The 18,406-nt window shown below is 60.3% G+C and carries 13 protein-coding genes and 2 pseudogenes; 8 read left to right on the forward strand and 7 right to left on the reverse strand.

Annotation, left to right across the window (positions count from 1 at the left end; all coding sequences use genetic code 11):
• Positions 1-63: 63 nt before the first annotated feature.
• The 3 genes from G7025_RS20775 (at position 64) to G7025_RS20785 (ending at position 2,690) form a co-directional block, all read left to right on the forward strand.
• Positions 64-1,194: a 2-aminoethylphosphonate--pyruvate transaminase gene (locus G7025_RS20775; protein WP_181080971.1), complete on the forward strand. Its 1,131-nt coding sequence runs from the start codon at positions 64-66 to the stop codon at positions 1,192-1,194.
• The gene (phnX, locus tag G7025_RS20780) at positions 1,191-2,018 is read left to right on the forward strand and encodes a phosphonoacetaldehyde hydrolase (protein WP_181080972.1); all 828 of its coding nucleotides are present in this window, start codon (positions 1,191-1,193) and stop codon (positions 2,016-2,018) included. The genes G7025_RS20775 and phnX overlap by 4 nt, the downstream gene beginning before the upstream one ends.
• 114 nt (positions 2,019-2,132) lie before the next feature.
• Positions 2,133-2,690: a cytochrome b gene (locus G7025_RS20785; RefSeq protein ID WP_181080973.1), complete on the forward strand. Its 558-nt coding sequence runs from the start codon at positions 2,133-2,135 to the stop codon at positions 2,688-2,690.
• Here G7025_RS20785 and G7025_RS20790 read toward each other — a convergent pair.
• Together G7025_RS20790 and G7025_RS20795 are read right to left on the reverse strand one after the other, a co-directional pair.
• Positions 2,680-3,570, reverse strand: coding sequence for a 1-aminocyclopropane-1-carboxylate deaminase/D-cysteine desulfhydrase (locus G7025_RS20790; RefSeq protein WP_181080974.1), 891 nt, complete (start codon positions 3,568-3,570; stop codon positions 2,680-2,682). The genes G7025_RS20785 and G7025_RS20790 overlap by 11 nt on opposite strands.
• A gap of 57 nt (positions 3,571-3,627) precedes the next feature.
• Positions 3,628-5,667, reverse strand: a complete 2,040-nt coding sequence (locus G7025_RS20795) for an NADPH-dependent 2,4-dienoyl-CoA reductase (RefSeq protein ID WP_181080975.1) — start codon at positions 5,665-5,667, stop codon at positions 3,628-3,630.
• A gap of 392 nt (positions 5,668-6,059) precedes the next feature.
• Between G7025_RS20795 and G7025_RS27260 the strand changes: the two are divergent.
• The 5 genes and pseudogenes from G7025_RS27260 to G7025_RS20815 form a co-directional block, all read left to right on the forward strand.
• Positions 6,060-6,728: pseudogene (locus G7025_RS27260) on the forward strand (MCP four helix bundle domain-containing protein); the annotation flags it as partial.
• 309 nt (positions 6,729-7,037) lie between these two features.
• A pseudogene (locus G7025_RS27265) lies at positions 7,038-7,634 on the forward strand (methyl-accepting chemotaxis protein); the annotation flags it as partial.
• Positions 7,635-7,778: 144 nt separating this feature from the next.
• A complete protein-coding gene (locus tag G7025_RS20805; protein ID WP_258197716.1) occupies positions 7,779-9,557 on the forward strand; it encodes a sensor domain-containing phosphodiesterase in 1,779 nt (592 codons plus the stop codon).
• A gap of 229 nt (positions 9,558-9,786) precedes the next feature.
• Positions 9,787-10,917, forward strand: a complete 1,131-nt coding sequence (locus G7025_RS20810) for a carbon-nitrogen hydrolase family protein (RefSeq protein WP_181080977.1) — start codon at positions 9,787-9,789, stop codon at positions 10,915-10,917.
• Positions 10,918-10,921: 4 nt separating this feature from the next.
• Complete coding sequence (locus G7025_RS20815; protein WP_181080978.1) at positions 10,922-11,956, forward strand: AraC family transcriptional regulator; 1,035 nt, start codon at positions 10,922-10,924, stop codon at positions 11,954-11,956.
• 8 nt (positions 11,957-11,964) lie between these two features.
• Here G7025_RS20815 and G7025_RS20820 read toward each other — a convergent pair whose 3' ends face one another.
• From G7025_RS20820 to lon, 5 genes are all read right to left on the reverse strand, one after another.
• Entirely contained in the window at positions 11,965-12,159 is a 195-nt protein-coding gene (locus G7025_RS20820) for a hypothetical protein (protein ID WP_181080984.1), read from the reverse strand.
• A gap of 112 nt (positions 12,160-12,271) precedes the next feature.
• Positions 12,272-13,072, reverse strand: a complete 801-nt coding sequence (locus tag G7025_RS20825; RefSeq protein WP_181080979.1) for a DUF2242 domain-containing protein — start codon at positions 13,070-13,072, stop codon at positions 12,272-12,274.
• A 166-nt stretch (positions 13,073-13,238) separates the two neighbouring features.
• Entirely contained in the window at positions 13,239-15,113 is a 1,875-nt protein-coding gene (locus tag G7025_RS20830; protein ID WP_181080980.1) for a SurA N-terminal domain-containing protein, read from the reverse strand.
• Positions 15,114-15,342: 229 nt separating this feature from the next.
• Positions 15,343-15,615, reverse strand: coding sequence for an HU family DNA-binding protein (locus G7025_RS20835; protein ID WP_003174819.1), 273 nt, complete (start codon positions 15,613-15,615; stop codon positions 15,343-15,345).
• Positions 15,616-15,757: 142 nt separating this feature from the next.
• Positions 15,758-18,154, reverse strand: coding sequence for an endopeptidase La (gene lon, locus G7025_RS20840; RefSeq protein ID WP_181080981.1), 2,397 nt, complete (start codon positions 18,152-18,154; stop codon positions 15,758-15,760).
• Between the last annotated feature and the right edge of the window lie 252 nt (positions 18,155-18,406).

Consider the following 18,406-nt stretch of genomic DNA (forward strand, 5'->3'; position numbering starts at 1 on the left):
GATATAACGCTAAACCGCAACGTAAGCGCCGTAGATTCAACCCAACGCTTTCGAGAACCCGAGATGCTCCCTACCGCGCCGATGCTATTGACCCCAGGCCCCCTGACCACGTCTGCCCGCACCCGCCAGGCCATGCTGGTGGACTGGGGTTCCTGGGATGACCGTTTCAACCAGCTCACCACCGATGTCTGCGAACAGTTGCTGGCCATCATCCACGGCGCCGACAGCCACCACTGCGTCCCTCTGCAAGGCAGCGGCACCTTCGCTGTCGAGGCCGCAATCGGCACCCTGGTGCCACGCGATGGCAAGGTTCTGGTGCTGATCAACGGTGCCTACGGCAAACGCCTGGCGAAGATCTGCGACGTGCTCGGCCGTGCGTCCAGCACCTTTGAAACCGCCGAGGACCAACCCACCACCGCCGCCGATGTAGACCGCCTGCTGCATGCCGACCCGTCCATCACCCACGTCGCGCTGATCCATTGCGAAACCAGCACCGGCATTCTCAACCCGCTGTCGGCCATCGCGCATGTCGTAAAGCGCCATGGCAAGCGCTTGATCGTCGACGCCATGAGTTCCTTCGGTGCGCTGCCGATCGATGCCCGCGACGTGCCTTTCGATGCGCTGATCGCCGCGTCGGGCAAATGCCTGGAAGGCGTGCCGGGCATGGCTTTCGTCTTTGCCGACAAGCAGTCGCTGGCCGCCGCCCAAGGCAACTGCCACTCCCTGGCGCTGGACCTGTTCGACCAGCACAGCTACCGGGCCAAAACCGGTCAATGGCGCTTCACCCCACCCACCCATGTGGTCGCCGCGCTGCACGAGGCGCTGCTGCAATACCGTGAAGAAGGCGGCCTGCCTGCCCGTCATCAGCGCTATGCGCGCAATTGCCAGGCGTTGCTTGAGGGCATGGCCGAACTCGGCCTGCGCAGCTTCCTGCCGGCGGCGATCCAGGCCCCGATCATCGTCACCTTTCACGCCCCGCAGCACTCACGCTACCAGTTCAAGGACTTCTACGAGCGGGTCAAGGCCAAGGGTTTCATCCTGTACCCCGGCAAATTGACCCAGGTGGAAACCTTTCGCGTCGGCTGCATCGGCCACGTCGACGCAGCCGATATGCGCGCCGCCGTAACGGCCATCGCCCAGGTATTGCGCGCCATGCACATCCCGCTTCTCTCTGCGTCTGGAGTACCCGTATGAACTATCAATACCCCACCACTCTCCAGGCCGCGATCCTCGATTGGGCCGGCACCGTGGTCGACTTCGGCTCCTTCGCGCCGACCCAAATTTTTGTCGAGGCCTTCGCCGAATTCGGCGTGCAGGTCTCCATTGAAGAAGCCCGCGGCCCGATGGGCATGGGCAAGTGGGACCACATCCGCACCCTGTGCAATCAACCGCAGGTGGCCGAACGTTACCGCCAGGCGTTCGCACGCACGCCCACCGATGACGACGTGACCGCCATTTACCAGCGCTTCATGCCCTTGCAGATCGAGAAGATCGCCGAGCATTCGGCGTTGATCCCCGGCGCGCTCGACACCATCGCCACACTGCGCGCCCAGGGGATCAAGATCGGCTCCTGCTCCGGCTACCCTAAGCAGGTGATGGACAAGGTGGTCGCCCTGGCCGCGCGCAACGGCTATGTCGCCGACCATGTGGTTGCCACCGACGAAGTGCCCAACGGCCGCCCATGGCCGGCCCAGGCCCTGGCTAACGTCATCGCCCTGGGCATTAACGATGTGGCGGCGTGCGTGAAAGTCGACGACACCGTACCGGGCATCCTCGAAGGGCGTCGCGCCGGGATGTGGACCGTGGCGCTGACCTGCTCGGGCAATGCGCTGGGGTTGACCTACGCACAGTTCCAAGCACTGGCCCCGGACACCCTCGCCCGCGAACGCCAGCGCATTGAGGCACTCTTCGCAGGCTCGCGTCCCCACTATCTGATCGACACGCTCAATGACCTGCCAACGGTGATCGCCGACATCAACCAGCGCCTGGCCCGCGGTGAAATGCCGCAAAGCTACTGATTAAGATCAAAAAAACCGCCATCGCACCGGGCAACTCGTTTGAAACAGGCATACAGTAGAAATACTTCGTCACAAAAGAACGAAGGCATGCCCTGATGAACGAGGAACCCAGCGATGCCGTGGAAAAATTCCGATACACGCTACAGCACCATGTCAATTGCGCTGCACTGGCTGATGGTGGTGCTGCTGGCGGTGGTGTACGCCTGCATTGAACTGCGTGGGCAGTTCCCCAAAGGCAGCGGCGCTCGCACGCTGATCGTGGAAATGCACTTCATGTTCGGCCTGACCGTGTTTGTGCTGGTGTGGCTGCGCCTGTTCGCACGCAGCCTGGGGGTGGCCCCGAAAATCGTCCCCGCCCCGCCACAATGGCAACGCCTGCTGGCCACCCTGATGCACTTCGCGCTGTATGCGTTGATGATCGGCATGCCGATTGCCGGGTGGCTGATTGTCAGTGCAGAGGGACATTCGGTGATGTTTTACGGCATCGAGCTGCCGCCGCTGATCGCAGAAAACAAGGCCTTGGCCAAGCAGATCGAAGGCTGGCATGTGCTGTTCGGTAAGGTCGGCTACTGGCTGATCGGGCTGCATGCAGTGGCGGGGATCGTTCATCACTATGTGATCCGCGATAACACCGCGCTGCGGATGATACCGGGCAAACGCGCTAGCCTTTGATACCACGGCGGCCCTGCAAGCCGCCGGTGTGCACAAAAATCAGACGCGTGCCGGGCACAAAGCGCCCGGCTTCGATCTGCTGCTTCAGCGCTGACAGCGCCTTGCCAGTGTAAAGCGGCTCAAGCGGCAATCCGGTGGCCTGCTCGGTGGTCTGAATGAAGTCGAGCAATGCCCCGTCGACCTTGGCGAAACCACCACGGCTGGCATCCAGCAGTTCGACGCCTTGCGCTGCGATCGCCCGCACATTCTGCGCCACGCCGTGATCGTCCGGCACCGCCATCGCCCCATATACCGGGTGCGCGCCGGCTTCCGCCAACGCCAGCCCGGCCAGGGTGGTACCGGTGCCCGCCGCCAACCACCAGCCGTCGTAATCGGCCCAGCCCACATTGCTCAATTGCCCACGAGCCTGTTCAACCAGCACGGCGCAACCCAACGCCCCGGCCACCCCGCCGCCGCCTTCGGGCACGGGATACAAATGCGGGTATTGCTCGCGCCACGGCAACCAGAAATCCGCCGCGTGGCGCGCACGATAGCCACCGTAGCCCAGCCAGTGCAGCTGCATACCAAACGCTTTGAGGTCGAGGACGGTCGGTGTGTCCTGGGGATGGCCGCGCATCAGGCCGACCGTGGCGAAACCAAAGCGCTGGCCTGCCGCCGCCAGTGCGTGCAGATGATTGGAGTAAGCTCCGCCCAGGCTGATGATCCCACTGGCACCGGCCTGTTGCGCCTGCATCAAATGCTCGTTGAGTTTGAACCACTTGTTGCCGCTGATCAGCGGATCGATGCGGTCCAGGCGCAGGACGGCCAGTTCGACGCCGTTCAGCCAATCGAGCACTAACGGTTCAAGAGGAGCCTGGGGATGCCAATCGAAGGGGCCCATGGGGTTGGATCTGCCGGTAAAACGGGGCGGTAGTCTAGCACCGCCCCGCTCAAGGCCTTACAGCTCGGCGGCGAGGCGCGAGCCCTGGTTGATCGCGCGCTTGGCGTCCAGTTCGGCCGCCACGTCCGCACCACCGATCAGGTGCACGTTCTGCCCGGCGGCGACCAGGCCGTCCTGCAAGTCGCGCAGCGGGTCCTGCCCGGCGCAGATGACGATGGTGTCCACCGCCAGCAACTGGGGCTCGCCCTCGGCGCCGATGCGGATATGCAGGCCGTCATCGTCGATCTTCAGGTACTCGACGCTGTTGAGCATCTGCACCTGTTTGTTCTTCAGACCGGTGCGGTGGATCCAGCCGGTGGTCTTGCCCAGGCCGTCGCCGACCTTGGAGGCCTTGCGTTGCAGCAGGAACACTTCACGCGCCGGCGCATGGGGTTGGGCCTTGATGCCGGCCACGCCGCCACGGGCCTGCAATTGGGTGTCGATACCCCATTCCTTCCAGAACGCCTCACGGTCCAGGCTGGTGGACACACCCTGATGCACAAGGAATTCCGACACATCAAAGCCGATGCCGCCGGCACCGATCACCGCCACGCGCTTACCCACCGGCTTGCGCTCCAGGATCACGTCCAGGTAGCTCAACACCTTGGGGTTATCGACGCCAGGGATGGCCGGGGTGCGCGGGGCAATGCCGGTGGCCAGAATGATCTCGTCATAGCCGCCGGCTACCAGTTGCGTGACATCCACACGGGTGTCGAGGCACACCTCGACATGGGTGGTCTGCAGCTTGCGTTTGAAATAACGCAGGGTTTCGAAGAATTCTTCCTTGCCGGGCACGCGCTTGGCGATATTGAATTGGCCGCCGATCTCGCTGGCCGAATCGAACAGCGTGACTTGGTGGCCACGTTCGGCGGCCACGGTCGCTGCGGCCAGGCCTGCCGGGCCGGCACCGACCACGGCGATCTTCTTGACCTGGGTGACGGGCAGGTAGTTAAGCTCGGTTTCGTAACACGCACGGGGGTTGACCAGGCAGGTGGTCAGCTTGCCGCCGAAGGTGTGGTCCAGGCACGCCTGGTTGCAGCCGATGCAGGTGTTGATCTCATCGGCGCGGCCGGCGGCGGCCTTGTTGACGAACTCCGGGTCGGCGAGGAACGGTCGCGCCATCGACACCATGTCGGCATCGCCTTCGGCGAGGATGCGTTCGGCAATCTCCGGCGTATTGATGCGGTTGGTGGTGATCAGCGGAATCTGCACCGCGCCGCGCAACTTGGCGGTGACTTTGCTGAACGCGCCACGCGGCACCTTGGTAGCGATGGTCGGAATACGCGCTTCATGCCAGCCGATACCGGTGTTGATAATCGTCGCACCGGCCCGCTCGATGGCCTTGGCCAGCTGTACGATTTCTTCCCAGCTACTGCCGCCTTCCACCAGGTCGAGCATCGACAGGCGAAAAATAATAATGAAGTTCGGCCCTACCGCTTCGCGCACACGGCGCACGATGTCTACGGCCAGGCGCATGCGGTTCTCGTAGCTGCCGCCCCACCGGTCGGTGCGGTGGTTGGTGTGCGCGGCGAGGAACTGGTTAATGAAATAGCCTTCCGAGCCCATGATTTCCACGCCGTCGTATTCGGCGACCTGAGCCAGCAGGGAACAGGTGACGAAATCCTGGATCTGTTTTTCGATGCCCTCCTCGTCCAGTTCCTTGGGCTTGAACGGGTTGATCGGCGCCTGGATCGCGCTCGGTGCCACCTGCTTGGGGCTGTAGGCATAACGCCCGGCGTGGAGAATCTGCATGCAGATCTTGCCGCCCGCTGCGTGCACTGCCTGGGTCACGATTCTGTGTTTCTGCGCTTCCTCTTCAGTGGTCAGCTTGGCCGCGCCGGCGTACACACCGCCTTCATCGTTGGGGCCAATGCCGCCTGTGACCATCAGGCCTACGCCACCCCGGGCGCGCTCGGCGAAGTAAGCGGCCATGCGCTCGAACCCACCGGGTTTTTCTTCCAGACCGGTATGCATCGAGCCCATCAGGGTGCGATTGCGCAAGGTGGTAAAACCCAGGTCCAGCGGGGCCAACAGATGCGGGTAAGCAGCGACGGTCATGGTACAGCTCCACGGCAGATCATCACGGGACGTGGCAGGCTCATATGGCCGACCATCGGTTTATACCCGACAGACTAAGAGCCGTTCAGTGACCGCTCAATGACTGAAACTGACAAGTTATTGATCCAAATGCACACCGAGGCCGTCGCTGCCGCCTGCGTCACTCATGAGCGCGCAATTATTTAGCGCGCCTATCAACCCAATCTAATTTGCTCACTTCAAACCAAGACCCAGAGCCATCACTGTGGCATCAGCGCCACACTGCGGGGTTCCAACTCTCGTCTCGCCTGTGAATCCAGTCGTGCATGCCCTCACAAAACTTCCTGGCCTCTGGAGGCCTTATGACACTTCGATCAATCAACATTGCACGCCGCGCATCCATCTGCTTTGGCATGATCACGCTGCTTCTATTCGGTTTTGCCGGCTTCTCGTACGTGCAGATCGATCACCTGCGCAGCGCCGAGCAGGACATCGAGACCAACTCGCTTCCCAGCGTCCAAGTCATTGACGATATTCAGATCGCCCTGCTTCATGCCCGTCTTGAGAGCATCCGCATGCTTTCAAGCGTCACCACTGAGGTACACAGCGTGGCATTGGCCAGGGTCCACGAAGCTTTAGGGGCGCTCAAATCGCGAACCGAGTTCTACCGTGAACATCTGCTATCGGGCGAGCAGGACAAAATCCAGTTTGAAAAAACCAATCAGGCAATGAACGCCTATGTTGAGGGTTTGAACCAAGTCATCGCTTTGGATGGCTCCAATCACGAGCAAGCCATCGTGATTGCCAACGGCGAACAGGCGCAACGGGCAAGTGACTATCAGGAACAACTGACGTTGCTGCGCGAGCAAAACGCGCGTCAGGCGATTGAGTCAGGCAAAGAAGCGGCAAGGGTCTACGCACACAGCGTCATGGTGCTGATCGTGGTCCTGCTGGCCGCTGCAATGCTCACGGTCATTCTGGCAATCGTGTTCACCCGCAGCATAGTCAGCCCCATCACCTCGTCGCTGCGGTTAGCGGAAGATATCGCCGTGGGCAATTTGGCCCAGGGGCTTGAGGTCACTGGCACTGATGAAGCAGCGCGCCTGATGAGCGCACTCAACCGGATGCGGGAAAATCTGAGAAACACCATCCTGGAAATCTCAGGGGCGTCCGCTCAACTGAGCACCGCCGCCGTGGAAATGACGGCGATCACGGAGAGCGCTGATCGCACATTGCAGCAACAGAACAGCGAGATCGAGCAAGCGGCGACCGCCGTGACCCAGATGAGCGCCGCCGTTGAAGAGGTTGCCAGAAACGCCACCTCCACCTCCGCAGCGGCCAGGCAATCGAGCGTGTCGGCCGACCTCGGTAATACTCGCGTCAACGAGACCCTGACAGCGATGAATAGCCTGACCGGCCTGGTTGAATCCTCTTCAGATCAAGTCAAGTCGCTGGCTGGGCAGGCGCAGGACATCAGCAAAGTGCTGAGCGTTATCCGCGCCATTGCCGAACAGACCAACCTGCTGGCGTTGAACGCGGCCATCGAAGCTGCGCGCGCAGGCGAACAAGGACGCGGGTTCGCAGTGGTCGCCGATGAAGTGCGCGCCCTGGCGCATCGCACACAAACCTCGACCGAAGAGATCGAACAAATGATCGGCGCAATTCAATCAGGCTCACGCGCAGCAGTCAGCTCAATGCTGGAGAGTACCTCGCAGGTCTACAGCACCCGAGACACTGCGGAACAAGCAGGCCAGTCCCTGCGCCAAATCACCGATTCGGTACTCGAAATCAACGACCGCAACCTCCAGATTGCGACAGCTTCCGAAGAACAGGCGCACGTAGCGCGTGATGTCGACCGCAGCTTGATCAGCATCCGTGACCTTGCCGTCCAGAGCAGCGAAGGCACGCGCCAGACGCTGGCCGCCAGCAATGAACTCTCGCGACTGTCGGTCGACTTGAACGCCTTGGTTTTGCGCTTTAAAACCTGACGGTCTGCCCAGCTCGCGCTATGTTGGTTGTTCGGATCTCATTTCAGCATCCGCTTTATCGTTTATCGAGCACGCCGTCGGTGGCGGTTGCTCAACTGCAGGATCGAGAAAATGTCCAATTGCTTCTCAACGTTCGCAGAACAAATGCGCCTGTCCGAAGTGGAGCGGCTCACCGCCCATATCGAGAGTGGATCGGATGAGGTACTCAACAGCATCGTCGCGCTGGTGTCGGCACACTTTGGCGTGCCGATTGCGATGGTGAGCATCGTCGACCATGAGTTTCAGACGTATAAAGCCAAGCTCGGGATCGAGGCCGACGGCGCTCCGCTGGCGGATTCGTTCTGCGTCCACTGCATGCACGGCGAAGGGATACTGGAAATCCTGAACGCCGTGGACGATGCTCGATTCACCGACAACTCGCTGGTCACCGGCGCACCGTTCATTCGCTACTACGCCGGCGCCCCACTGGTCACCAAAGGACACGCGGCATTGGGTGCGCTGTGCGTCATCGATCGAAAGGAACGGGCGCCGATGAGCGAGCAGGACAGAGTGTTCCTGCACAACGCCGGCGCCATTGTTGTTGCACGGCTGGAATCGATTCATCACAAGTTTTTTTTCGATGCCCTGACCGGACTGCCCAATCGCCAATGCTTCGAACTGGACGTCGTCAAGGGCGAAGCGTGCCTGGCCGACCGCCTGGCGATATTGATTGAACCGCTCACGGCCTCCGTGATGGACAGGCTGGTCAAGGCCCTGGGCCTGGATTGTTTCGTTGAATTCATGCTTGGCGTTAAAAACCTGCTCGCCAGCGTGCTGCCGGAAGGCGCCCGCTTGTATCGAGCCAGTACGCTGAGCTTCGCCATTCTGTTGGAGGACACTCCCCACCTGAAGGTGGATGAGCTGATCGAACGCATCAACGAAGCCCTTGCTCAGCCGGTGCATTTCAAAAATGTGCCGATCTTTGCCGATGTCGGCATCGGCGTGCTCAAAATCGGGCCCAACGCGCAGGCCTCTGTCGATAATTTGAGATTGATGGCCAGCGCGACCGATACGGCGCGGCGGTCCGAGCACCGCTGGCTGTATTACGACCCCGCCGTCGACGCTCATTCACAACGCAGCGCGCTGTTGCTCCACTCGATCGAATCGGCTTTGCTCGCCCATGACCAATTGCGGCTGGAATACCAGCCACGCATAAACCTCACCAATGGCCAGTGCGAATCGGTGGAGGCGCTGTTGCGTTGGACGCACCCCACTCTGGGTGAAATCGGGCCTGCGGAGTTTATCGGGCTGGCTGAAACCACCGCCGTCATCCGCCGTATCACGAGCTGGGTGGTGAGAAACGTCTGCAAGCAGATCGACGCCTGGCGAACCCGAGGTCTACGCCTGACGGTATCGCTGAATGTCTCATCAATTGATCTTACCGATGGCCAGCTCATCGATGAATTGACGCAATCACTGGCTCACTTCAACCTGGCGCCGCAATGCATTGAACTGGAGTTTACTGAAAGCGTGCTGATCCCGGACTTCGATGCGGTACAGCAACAGCTCAAGCGCCTGCGTCTGCTCGGTGTGGAAATCGCCATTGATGACTTTGGCAGTGGCTACAGCAACTGGCGGTATCTGCGGGACATCCCCGCAAAAAGCGTCAAGCTCGACCGATCGCTGCTGGCAGACCTGCGCCCCGACACCAGCAATTGGCATATCGTGCAAGGCATTATTCGCCTTGCACGAAACCTGAACCTTACCGTGGTCGCCGAAGGCGTCGAAACACTCGCCAACTACAGGCTATTGCGCGACTGGCAATGCCACCAAGGGCAAGGCTATTTCTTCTCAAGGCCACTGTCGCCCGACGCGCTCTGTGAGTGGGTAGCCAACGGCCAGACCTTTGACGGCAACAGACCCAAGGGGGCTGACGCGACGTGAGCGCCGGTGTCCACCGAAACTTGCTCGGCGCAAAGGTCGAGCGCGGCAGGAACCAAGCCAGGACAACCGGTTCCAACATGCAGGTTCGTCCCACAGCGAATTGCCATTGAGCGCAGGAAATAATCGGCGCGCCTTGCCAATAATTCCTGTAAGCCGCTGACACTGTGTATCCTCAATTGCACTTGCGTCATAAATTCACGCCCCGCAATCGGTTTGTTGTCTGTTATCCATGCGTAAACTTCTAGCCTTCACCGCCACCCTGGCCCTGGTTGCCGCCGTCGCCGCTTATCTGGTCTGGACCCAGGAGCGCCCCGTTGCGCATTACCTGTCGGACCTGCGCATTACACTGGCCGTCAACGAAGGCGTGCCAGCCGATCGTGGCAATCTGCTGGGCATCCAGCCCGAGCTGTTTCCCGCCGACTATCAGAGCCTGGAACGCCTGCATCTGAAACTCGCGGCCTACCTGCAAAACGCCCGCGATCAGGGCCTGATCAACGACAAGACCATCGTGGTACTGCCCGAACATATCGGCACCTGGCTGATGCTTACCGGCGAAAAGAACGAGGTGTATCAGGCGATGCATCTCAAGGATGCGATGAACTGGCTGTCGGTCAGCAACCCGTTACAGTTCGCGCGCGCCTGGATCAGCGCCAGCGGCAGCGACCGCCTGGACGACGCCTACCTGCGCATGAAGGCGGCGGGCATGGCGCGCGATTACCAGGTGCTGTTCGGCGGCCTGGCCAAAGAGTTCGGCGTGACCGTGGTGGCCGGCTCCATCGCCCTGCCCGACCCGACCGTCAGCCAACGCCAACTGCAGATCGGCCACGGTGCCTTATACAACGCCAGCGTGGTATTCGCCGCCGACGGCATGCCTATCGGCGAGCCCCAGCGCCAGCTCTACCCAATCTACGACGAGCGCGAATTTATCCAGCCCGGCGACGAGAACACGGTCAACGTGGTGGACACCCCGGCCGGTCGCCTGGGGGTGCTGGTGGGCAGCGACAGTTGGTACCCGGACAACTACCGCAAACTCAACGACCGCGGCGCGCAGTTGATTGCCGTGCCGGCGCTGGTGACCGGACGCGACACCTGGGATCGGCCATGGCGCGGTTTCAAAAGCGTTTCGACGCCACCGGAAGTCAGCCTCAAGCCCGAGGAACTGAGCGAAGGCGAGGCCTGGCGGCGGCTCACGTTGATCAGCCAGCAGCCCGTCAGCCAGGCCACCGCCGGCATGAGCGTGTTCCTGCGCGGGCAGTTCTGGGACCTGGGCACCGCCGGGCACAGCTTCCTGAGCAGCAACGGGCAGATCAGCGCCGATGGCGACGCCCGGGGTGCTCGCATGCTCAATATCTGGCTGTAACGCAATGAAGCCCGTGCGCCTGGGGGATCTGTCGGTAGGCTTTGTGCACACGTTGGCCGATGCCGTCCACAGCCACGGCCTGGACCCGCAGCCCCTGCTCCTGCAATACGGTCTTGAACCGGCACGGCTGGCCGAAGCCGGTGCGCGGTTGTCGATCCCTCGCTATATGCGCCTGGGTCACGCGGCCATCCAACTGACCGGCGACCCGGCGCTGGGCCTGCGCATGGGACAGCTCAGCCGCCTGAGCCAGGCCGGGCTGGCGGGTGTCACCGCCGCCCAGGCGCCCAACGTTCGCGAAGCCGCGCGCACGCTGACGCGCTTCGAGCCGCTGTACGGTTCCAACTACCGAGGGCAATCGAGCTTTCATGAGGACGCCGAAGGCGCCTGGCTGCGCTTTTACTCCATCAGTCCCTACAACGCCTACAACCGCTTCGTGGTGGACTCGATTATCGCCGGCTGGCTGCACCAACTCTCCAGCCTGGCCGAGCGACCGGTGCAGGCGCAGCGGATCGAAATTGAATTCGAGGCTCCGGACTACAGCGAACACTACAGCCTATTGGGTGACAGCCCCGTGCACTTCGGCGCGGATATCAACCAGTTGCGCCTGAGCCAACCCACCCTGGCCCTGCGCAACCCACAACATTGTCCAAGCACCTGGCACCTGTTGCTGCAACTGTGTGAACGGGAATTGGAGCAGTTGACGCGCACCCGCAGCCTGCGCGAGCGCATCACCCGGTTGCTTGGGCCGATGCTCAATGGCGGCCGGGAACCCGACCTGGAGGAAGTGGCGGCACGCTTGAAGCTGCCGACCTGGACCCTGCGGCGCAAACTGGCCGATGAAGGCACTCAATTTCGCGCAATTCTCAATGACACCCGTCGCGACCTGGCCATGACCTACATCCGCGATACGGAACTGGCCTTCGGCGAGATCGCCTATTTGCTCGGGTTTGCCTCTGCCCAGGCATTTCAACGGGCATTCAGGCGATGGAACAACCAGACCCCAGGGGAATTTCGCCGCAGTCAGCGGCATTCCGCCTGAGGCCGGTATTACAGCTCGGTGGCATCGTCGACCGGATCCAACGGATCCAGCTCAAAGGCCTGATACTCCAGCAGTTCTTCCTGGTAATCGTCCATGGTGTACTCCCTGTTTTCTGATCGTGAAAGCCGGTGCAATACGGCTTTAATGAATGACCCGCACCACCAGCCTAAAGTGCCGTGATGACGAAAAAAAGTCTGCGCCATGACGTTCCTGCACTTGAGGATTAAACGTAGCAGCGGCGCGGGGATTTAGCACACGTAGGCTGTCGAGGAAGAAACCGTTACGGGGACAGGATCGACCCCGCAACGATCTGTTTTACTGCGCCGGCGTCGGCAGGGCTGGAATTGCCTCGGTCGGCGCGGGGAGCTCAGGATTGGTCGGTGCAGGTGCAGGCGTTGGCGCCGCTTGTGGCTCAACCTGCGGGGCAAACGGAGCAGGCTCGGCAGGTGGGGCAAGCGGTTGCGATGCAGCAGGCGCCGCCGGTTCTTGCTTGGGCGCCTCGACGTTCTCTGCAGCAGGTTCGGCTTTAGGCTCCGGCACACCCAGGTCCGCCTTCGGCTTCTCAGGGATATGCTCGGCCTTCTTCACTTCCTGCGGCAGGAACACGTCCACCAGGGCGAAGTAACGATCATAGAACTTAGGCGCAGACACCGTCTCGCTGGCGACCTTGACCATCGAGTCATCGGTGGAGCCGATCGGCATCGACACCGACCCCAATACGCCCACGCCGAGGCTCGCCGAGTTATTGACCTTCTTCAGCGCATAGCGATCCTGCAAGGCATTGGCAAACATCGTCGAGTGCTTTTTACCTTTGCCGTCATCGGCACACACGACGTTGAAACTGATCTGCAGATGGGTTTCGCCGGTCTGCTGGAAGCTCTTGTTACCCACCACCAGTTTCGGATCGCTGCTGGTGATGATGTAGCCCTGGCTCAGCAAGGCACGACGAGCGGCTTCGCACGCCGCTACGTCGCTGACCGGGTAGTCCCTTGAAAACGTACCGGAGTCGTCGAAGTTCTCATGTTCATAGATAGCGGTCTTGGGTGACGAGCAGCCCGCGGCGCCCGCCAACACCAACGCCAACCCGAGGCTGCGCAAGTGAAATGATGTCGACATTGAAAATCCTGAGGAAAACGGTCTGGGCGGTATTGTGCAACAGAACGGGGGACTGGCGCGCGTATTCCTGTCGGTAAAACGTCACAGGTTGACTATTGGCTCTGAACGAACCCCAATAAAAAACCCCCGGCCTTTACAGGCCGGGGGCTGAGTGTTCAAACCGACATCAATATTTTTTGATGTCAGCCTTTGTTTCCAACTGCTTGCGGTAAGCGGCAAAGTCCTGCTGGCCGACACGGGAAGCGAGGAAGCGGCGGTACTGTGCCTTTTCTTCGTCCGTTGGCGCGGCGGCTTCGTTGACACCGTTCAAACGCACGATCACCAGGCTGCCATCAGCCAGGGTCACTGTAGTGAACGTTGGCTTGTCCTTGGCCGCAGGCTTCGGCATGCGGAACAGGGCTTGCAGCACGGCCGGATCGATCGCTTCCTGGCTACGGGTAGCCGCTTCGGTGACCTTCCACGCCTGACCATCAATCGGCTGGTTCAGCGGGGTCTTGCCCTCACGCAGGCTGGCGATCAGCTCGTCAGCATGGGTCTTGGCGGCCGCGCTGGCGCGCTCCTTGGTCATCTGCGCGCGAATTGCCGAGGCAACACTTTCCAGCGGCAATTGCGCTGGTTTGCGGTGCTCCTTGGCACGCAGCACGATGACGGTGTCCGGATCCAGCTCAATAGCGGTGCTGTTGGCACCTTCGTCCAGCACTTCCGGGCTGAACGCAGCGGTCACCACGGCACGGTTGGCGGCGACACCTTCGCCACCGTCGCGGCCGAAAGGCGCGGAGGTGTGCACGGTCAGCTTCAGATCGGATGCCGGCTGGGCCAGATCGGACGCTTCGAATGCCGCATCCTCCAATTGCTTGGTGGCTTCGACAAAGCGCTGTTCGACCTGCTGGGCCTTGAGCTCGCGGGTCAGCTTGTCTTTCAGGCTGGCGAACGTCGGGACTTCAGGTGCTTCGACGCCGAGCAGTTTGATCAGGTGCCAACCAAAGGTGGTGCGCACCGGCGCCGAGACCTGGTCTTTATTCAACGCGTACAGCGCGGCTTCAAAGTCCGGATCGTAGACGCCGGGGCCGGCAAATCCGAGGTCGCCGCCATTGTTGGCCGAACCCGGATCCTGAGAGAACTCCTTGGCCAGGGCTTCGAACTTCTCCCCCTTGGCCAGGCGCGCCTGGACTTCTTCGATCTTGGCTTTCGCCTGAGCGTCGGTCACCTTGTCGTTGACTTCAATCAGAATGTGCGCGGCACGACGCTGTTCAGCGAGGTTGGCGGTTTCTTTCTGATAGGCCGCCTGCAGTTCATCATCCTTGACGCTGACCTGGTCGAAGAACGACGACTTCTTCAACTCGAGGTAATCGATGACCACCTGGTCCGGCGTCATGAACTCTTTAGCGTGCTGGTCATAGTAGGCCTTGACCTCATCGTCGGTGAGCTTCACCGCCGCAGGGTCAGCCTTGATATTGACCGTGGCGAAATCGCGAGTCTGTTTTTCCAGGCGGGCAAAAGCCAGCACCTCGGCATCGGTCACAAAGCCACTGCCGGCGATACCTGCACGCACCTGGCCGATCAGCATTTCCTGAGTCAGCATCTGACGGAATTGCAGACGGCTGTAGCCCAGTTGGCGGATCACCTGATCGAAACGTTCCGCGCTGAACTTGCCGTCCACCTGGAATTCCGGCGTTTGCAGGATCACCTGGTCCAGCGCAGCTTCAGAGAAGCCAAACTTGGCGTCGGCGGCGCCTTGCAGCAGCAGCTTGCGGTCGATCAGGCCCTTGAGGGCCGCTTCGCGCAGCAGTTTTTCGTCCAAGAGCGAAGCATCGAAATCCTTGCCCAACTGTTGCATCAGCTGGCGCCGTTGCATGTCGACGGCCTGGCTCAGTTCGGTCTGGGTGATTGCTTCACCGTTGACCTTGGCCACGTCCTGCTTGGTGTTGGTCGAAGCCTGGAAAATGGCTTCGATACCGGTGAACGCCATCAATGCGACGATGATCCCGATAATGGTCTTGGCAATCCAGCCTTGTGAATTGTCCCTGATATTTTGCAGCATGCGTCCCCCAGAAACGGTTGAACTTCAAAAATTGGCAACCGTGGAGCGTGGGTAGAGTCCGGATAGAAGAAAGGCGCATCCGAGGATGCGCCTTCTCGTAACTGGCGGAGCGGACGGGGGTCTGAACCCACACCCCCGGCTTGGCGACCCGATGGATAGTGGGTCGATTGCCGCTCCGCTGCCAGGCCAGACCTGCGTCGGACCCGGGTAGGTAAGGCTTGATCGAAGCTTAGTTAACGGCTTCTTTCAGGGCTTTACCGGCTTTGAAACCTGGTTTCTTGGCAGCAGCGATTTGCAGTGCTTTGCCAGTCTGTGGGTTGCGGCCAGTGCGAGCTGGGCGGTCAGTCACAGAGAACGTACCGAAGCCTACCAGTACCACGGAGTCGCCGGCCTTCAGAGCGCCAGTGACGGATTCGATTACTGCATCCAGCGCACGGCCAGCAGCAGCTTTCGGGATATCAGCGGATGCAGCGATAGCATCAATCAGTTCCGACTTGTTCACTCTAAGTCCCCTTATATATCTATTGAGTATGATTCTAAGTTTTTTGGTAAAAGCAAAAACCAGTGCTGAATGGCCTACAGACACTTAAGAGCCGCTTTATAACAAGGGCTCTAAAAAGCTGTCAAGGAAGCCCCCAGGCTCATTAATGCGTGCTAATTCTTTCCTTGGAATCAGACTCTCGTTTTTCGTCCTTAGCAACTATCTCCGGCGCCACGTCCGGCAAGGGCTCCGGCGCGTATTGCAGCGCAATTTGCAGGACTTCGTCAATCCATTTAACCGGTTTAATCTGAAGATCCTGCTTGATATTGTCAGGAATTTCCTTCAAGTCGCGAACATTCTCTTCAGGAATGATCACGGTCTTGATACCACCCCTGTGCGCGGCCAGCAGTTTCTCTTTGAGGCCGCCGATCGCCAATACCTGACCACGCAGGGTTATTTCCCCGGTCATCGCTACATCGGCGCGTACCGGGATGCCGGTCAATGCTGATACCAGTGCGGTGCACATGCCCACACCCGCGCTAGGACCATCCTTCGGGGTCGCCCCTTCCGGCATGTGGATATGGGTGTCGTGCTTCTCGTGGAAGTCCAGGGGGATCCCCAGGCTTCTCGCGCGGCTGCGCACCACGGTTTGCGCGGCGGTAATGGATTCGACCATCACGTCACCCAGGGAGCCGGTCTTGATCAACTGGCCCTTGCCTGGGATCACCGCAGCCTCGATGGTGAGCAGCTCGCCACCCACCTGGGTCCACGCCAGGCCAGTCACCTGCCCTACCTGATCCTGCTGCTCGGCCAGCCCGTATCGGAATTTGCGTACGCCGAGGAAGTGCTCCAGCGCATCGGCCGTCACCTTCACCGAGAAGCGTTTTTCCAGTGCGTGTTCCTTCACCGCCTTGCGGCACACCTTCGCAATCTGGCGCTCCAGCCCACGCACACCGGCCTCGCGGGTGTAGTAGCGGACCATGTCGCGGATCGCTTCGACGTCAAACTCGATTTCGCCCTTCTTAAGGCCGTTGGCCGCGATTTGCTTGGGCGCGAGGTACTTGACGGCGATGTTGATCTTCTCGTCTTCGGTGTAACCCGGCAGGCGAATCACTTCCATCCGATCCAGCAACGCCGGCGGAATATTCATGGAGTTGGAGGTGCACAGGAACATCACGTCGGAAAGGTCGTAATCGACTTCCAGGTAATGGTCGTTGAAATTGTGGTTCTGCTCGGGATCGAGCACTTCGAGCAACGCCGAAGCCGGATCGCCGCGCATGTCGCTGCCCATCTTGTCGATTTCATCGAGCAGGAACAGCGGGTTGCGTACGCCAACCTTGGTCATCTTTTGAATCAATCTTCCTGGCATCGAACCGATATACGTGCGGCGATGACCACGGATTTCCGCTTCATCACGCACACCGCCAAGGGCCATGCGCACGAATTTGCGGTTGGTGGCGTTGGCGATGGACTCGGCCAGGGATGTTTTACCCACACCAGGCGGACCCACCAGGCAAAGCACCGGGCCGCGGATTTTCTTCACGCGTTTCTGTACGGCGAGGTATTCAAGGATGCGTTCCTTGACCTCCTCCAGGCCGTAGTGGTCGGCGTCGAGGATGTCCTCGGCGCGCGCAAGGTCCAGGCGCACTTTGGTTTGCGCCTTCCACGGCACCTGCACCAACCAGTCGATGTAAGAGCGAACCACGGTGGCTTCAGCCGACATCGGCGACATCTGCTTGAGCTTGTTCAGCTCAGCGGTGGCCTTGGTCAGAGCGTCCTTGGGCAAACCGGCGGCATCGATACGCTTTTTCAGCTCTTCGATTTCGTTATGGCCTTCCTCACCGTCGCCGAGCTCTTTCTGAATGGCCTTCATCTGCTCATTCAGGTAGTACTCGCGCTGGCTGCGCTCCATTTGTTTCTTTACACGGCCACGAATGCGCTTCTCGACCTGCAACAGGTCAATTTCAGCGTCCAGCAGAGCCAGTACATGCTCCACGCGGGCCGGCAGGTCGATGATTTCGAGGATGTCTTGCTTCTGTTCGATTTTCAGCGCCATATGCGCGGCCATCGTATCGACCAGGCGGCTCGGCTCATCAATGCTGTTGAGAGAAGACAGCACCTCAGCCGGGACTTTCTTGCCCAACTGCACATACTGCTCGAATTGCGAAAGCAGGCTGCGCACAAACACTTCGGACTCGCGCTCCGGGGCCTCGATCTCGTCGATCAACGCCACCTCGGCACGCAGGTGGCCATCCACCTCCATGAAGCGTTCCACGGCGCCGCGCTGCTCGCCTTCTACCAATACCTTGACGGTGCCATCCGGCAGTTTGAGCAATTGCAGCACAGTGGCAACGGTGCCGACGCGATACAGGGCGTCTTCACCTGGATCATCATCAGCCGGATTCTTCTGGGCCAGCAGCAGGATCTGCTTATCGCCCGTCATCGCAGCCTCGAGGGCTTCGATAGACTTCTCGCGCCCCACGAACAGCGGGATAACCATGTGCGGATAGACGACGACATCACGCAACGGCAGGAGAGGCAATTCAATGGTGGTCTTCATGAGTTCGCCTCTATGACAGTTCAAAATTAAGCATGAAGCCAAGATGGGGGCTGCATGCAAAAAAAACAAGCTTATTGCCGGCAGTTAAGCGCAGTAAAACGTTAAAAACACAAAGGGGCCCCTGGCAGACTGTGTGAAAACACACTGACAGGCCTTAGACCAAACGCCCCGACTTGTTCGGGGCGTTTGTTTTTGTGCTGAAAAAGGCTCTTCAGCCCATCAGTTGCATCATTTTCTTGGCTCCCAAGACAC

The sequence above is a fragment of the Pseudomonas lurida genome (assembly GCF_013522705.1).
Lineage (GTDB): Bacteria > Pseudomonadota > Gammaproteobacteria > Pseudomonadales > Pseudomonadaceae > Aquipseudomonas > Aquipseudomonas quebecensis.

Bases quoted from the DNA above. Each gene is read 5' to 3' on its own strand.
- G7025_RS20775 (WP_181080971.1), top strand. From the start codon at position 64: ATGCTCCCTACCGCGCCGATGCTATTGACCCCAGGCCCCCTGACCACG.
- phnX (WP_181080972.1), top strand. From the start codon at position 1,191: ATGAACTATCAATACCCCACCACTCTCCAGGCCGCGATCCTCGATTGG.
- G7025_RS20785 (WP_181080973.1), top strand. From the start codon at position 2,133: ATGCCGTGGAAAAATTCCGATACACGCTACAGCACCATGTCAATTGCG.
- G7025_RS20790 (WP_181080974.1), bottom strand. From the start codon at position 3,570: ATGGGCCCCTTCGATTGGCATCCCCAGGCTCCTCTTGAACCGTTAGTG.
- G7025_RS20795 (WP_181080975.1), bottom strand. From the start codon at position 5,667: ATGACCGTCGCTGCTTACCCGCATCTGTTGGCCCCGCTGGACCTGGGT.
- G7025_RS20805 (WP_258197716.1), top strand. From the start codon at position 7,779: ATGCGCCTGTCCGAAGTGGAGCGGCTCACCGCCCATATCGAGAGTGGA.
- G7025_RS20810 (WP_181080977.1), top strand. From the start codon at position 9,787: ATGCGTAAACTTCTAGCCTTCACCGCCACCCTGGCCCTGGTTGCCGCC.
- G7025_RS20815 (WP_181080978.1), top strand. From the start codon at position 10,922: ATGAAGCCCGTGCGCCTGGGGGATCTGTCGGTAGGCTTTGTGCACACG.
- G7025_RS20820 (WP_181080984.1), bottom strand. From the start codon at position 12,159: ATGGCGCAGACTTTTTTTCGTCATCACGGCACTTTAGGCTGGTGGTGC.
- G7025_RS20825 (WP_181080979.1), bottom strand. From the start codon at position 13,072: ATGTCGACATCATTTCACTTGCGCAGCCTCGGGTTGGCGTTGGTGTTG.
- G7025_RS20830 (WP_181080980.1), bottom strand. From the start codon at position 15,113: ATGCTGCAAAATATCAGGGACAATTCACAAGGCTGGATTGCCAAGACC.
- lon (WP_181080981.1), bottom strand. From the start codon at position 18,154: ATGAAGACCACCATTGAATTGCCTCTCCTGCCGTTGCGTGATGTCGTC.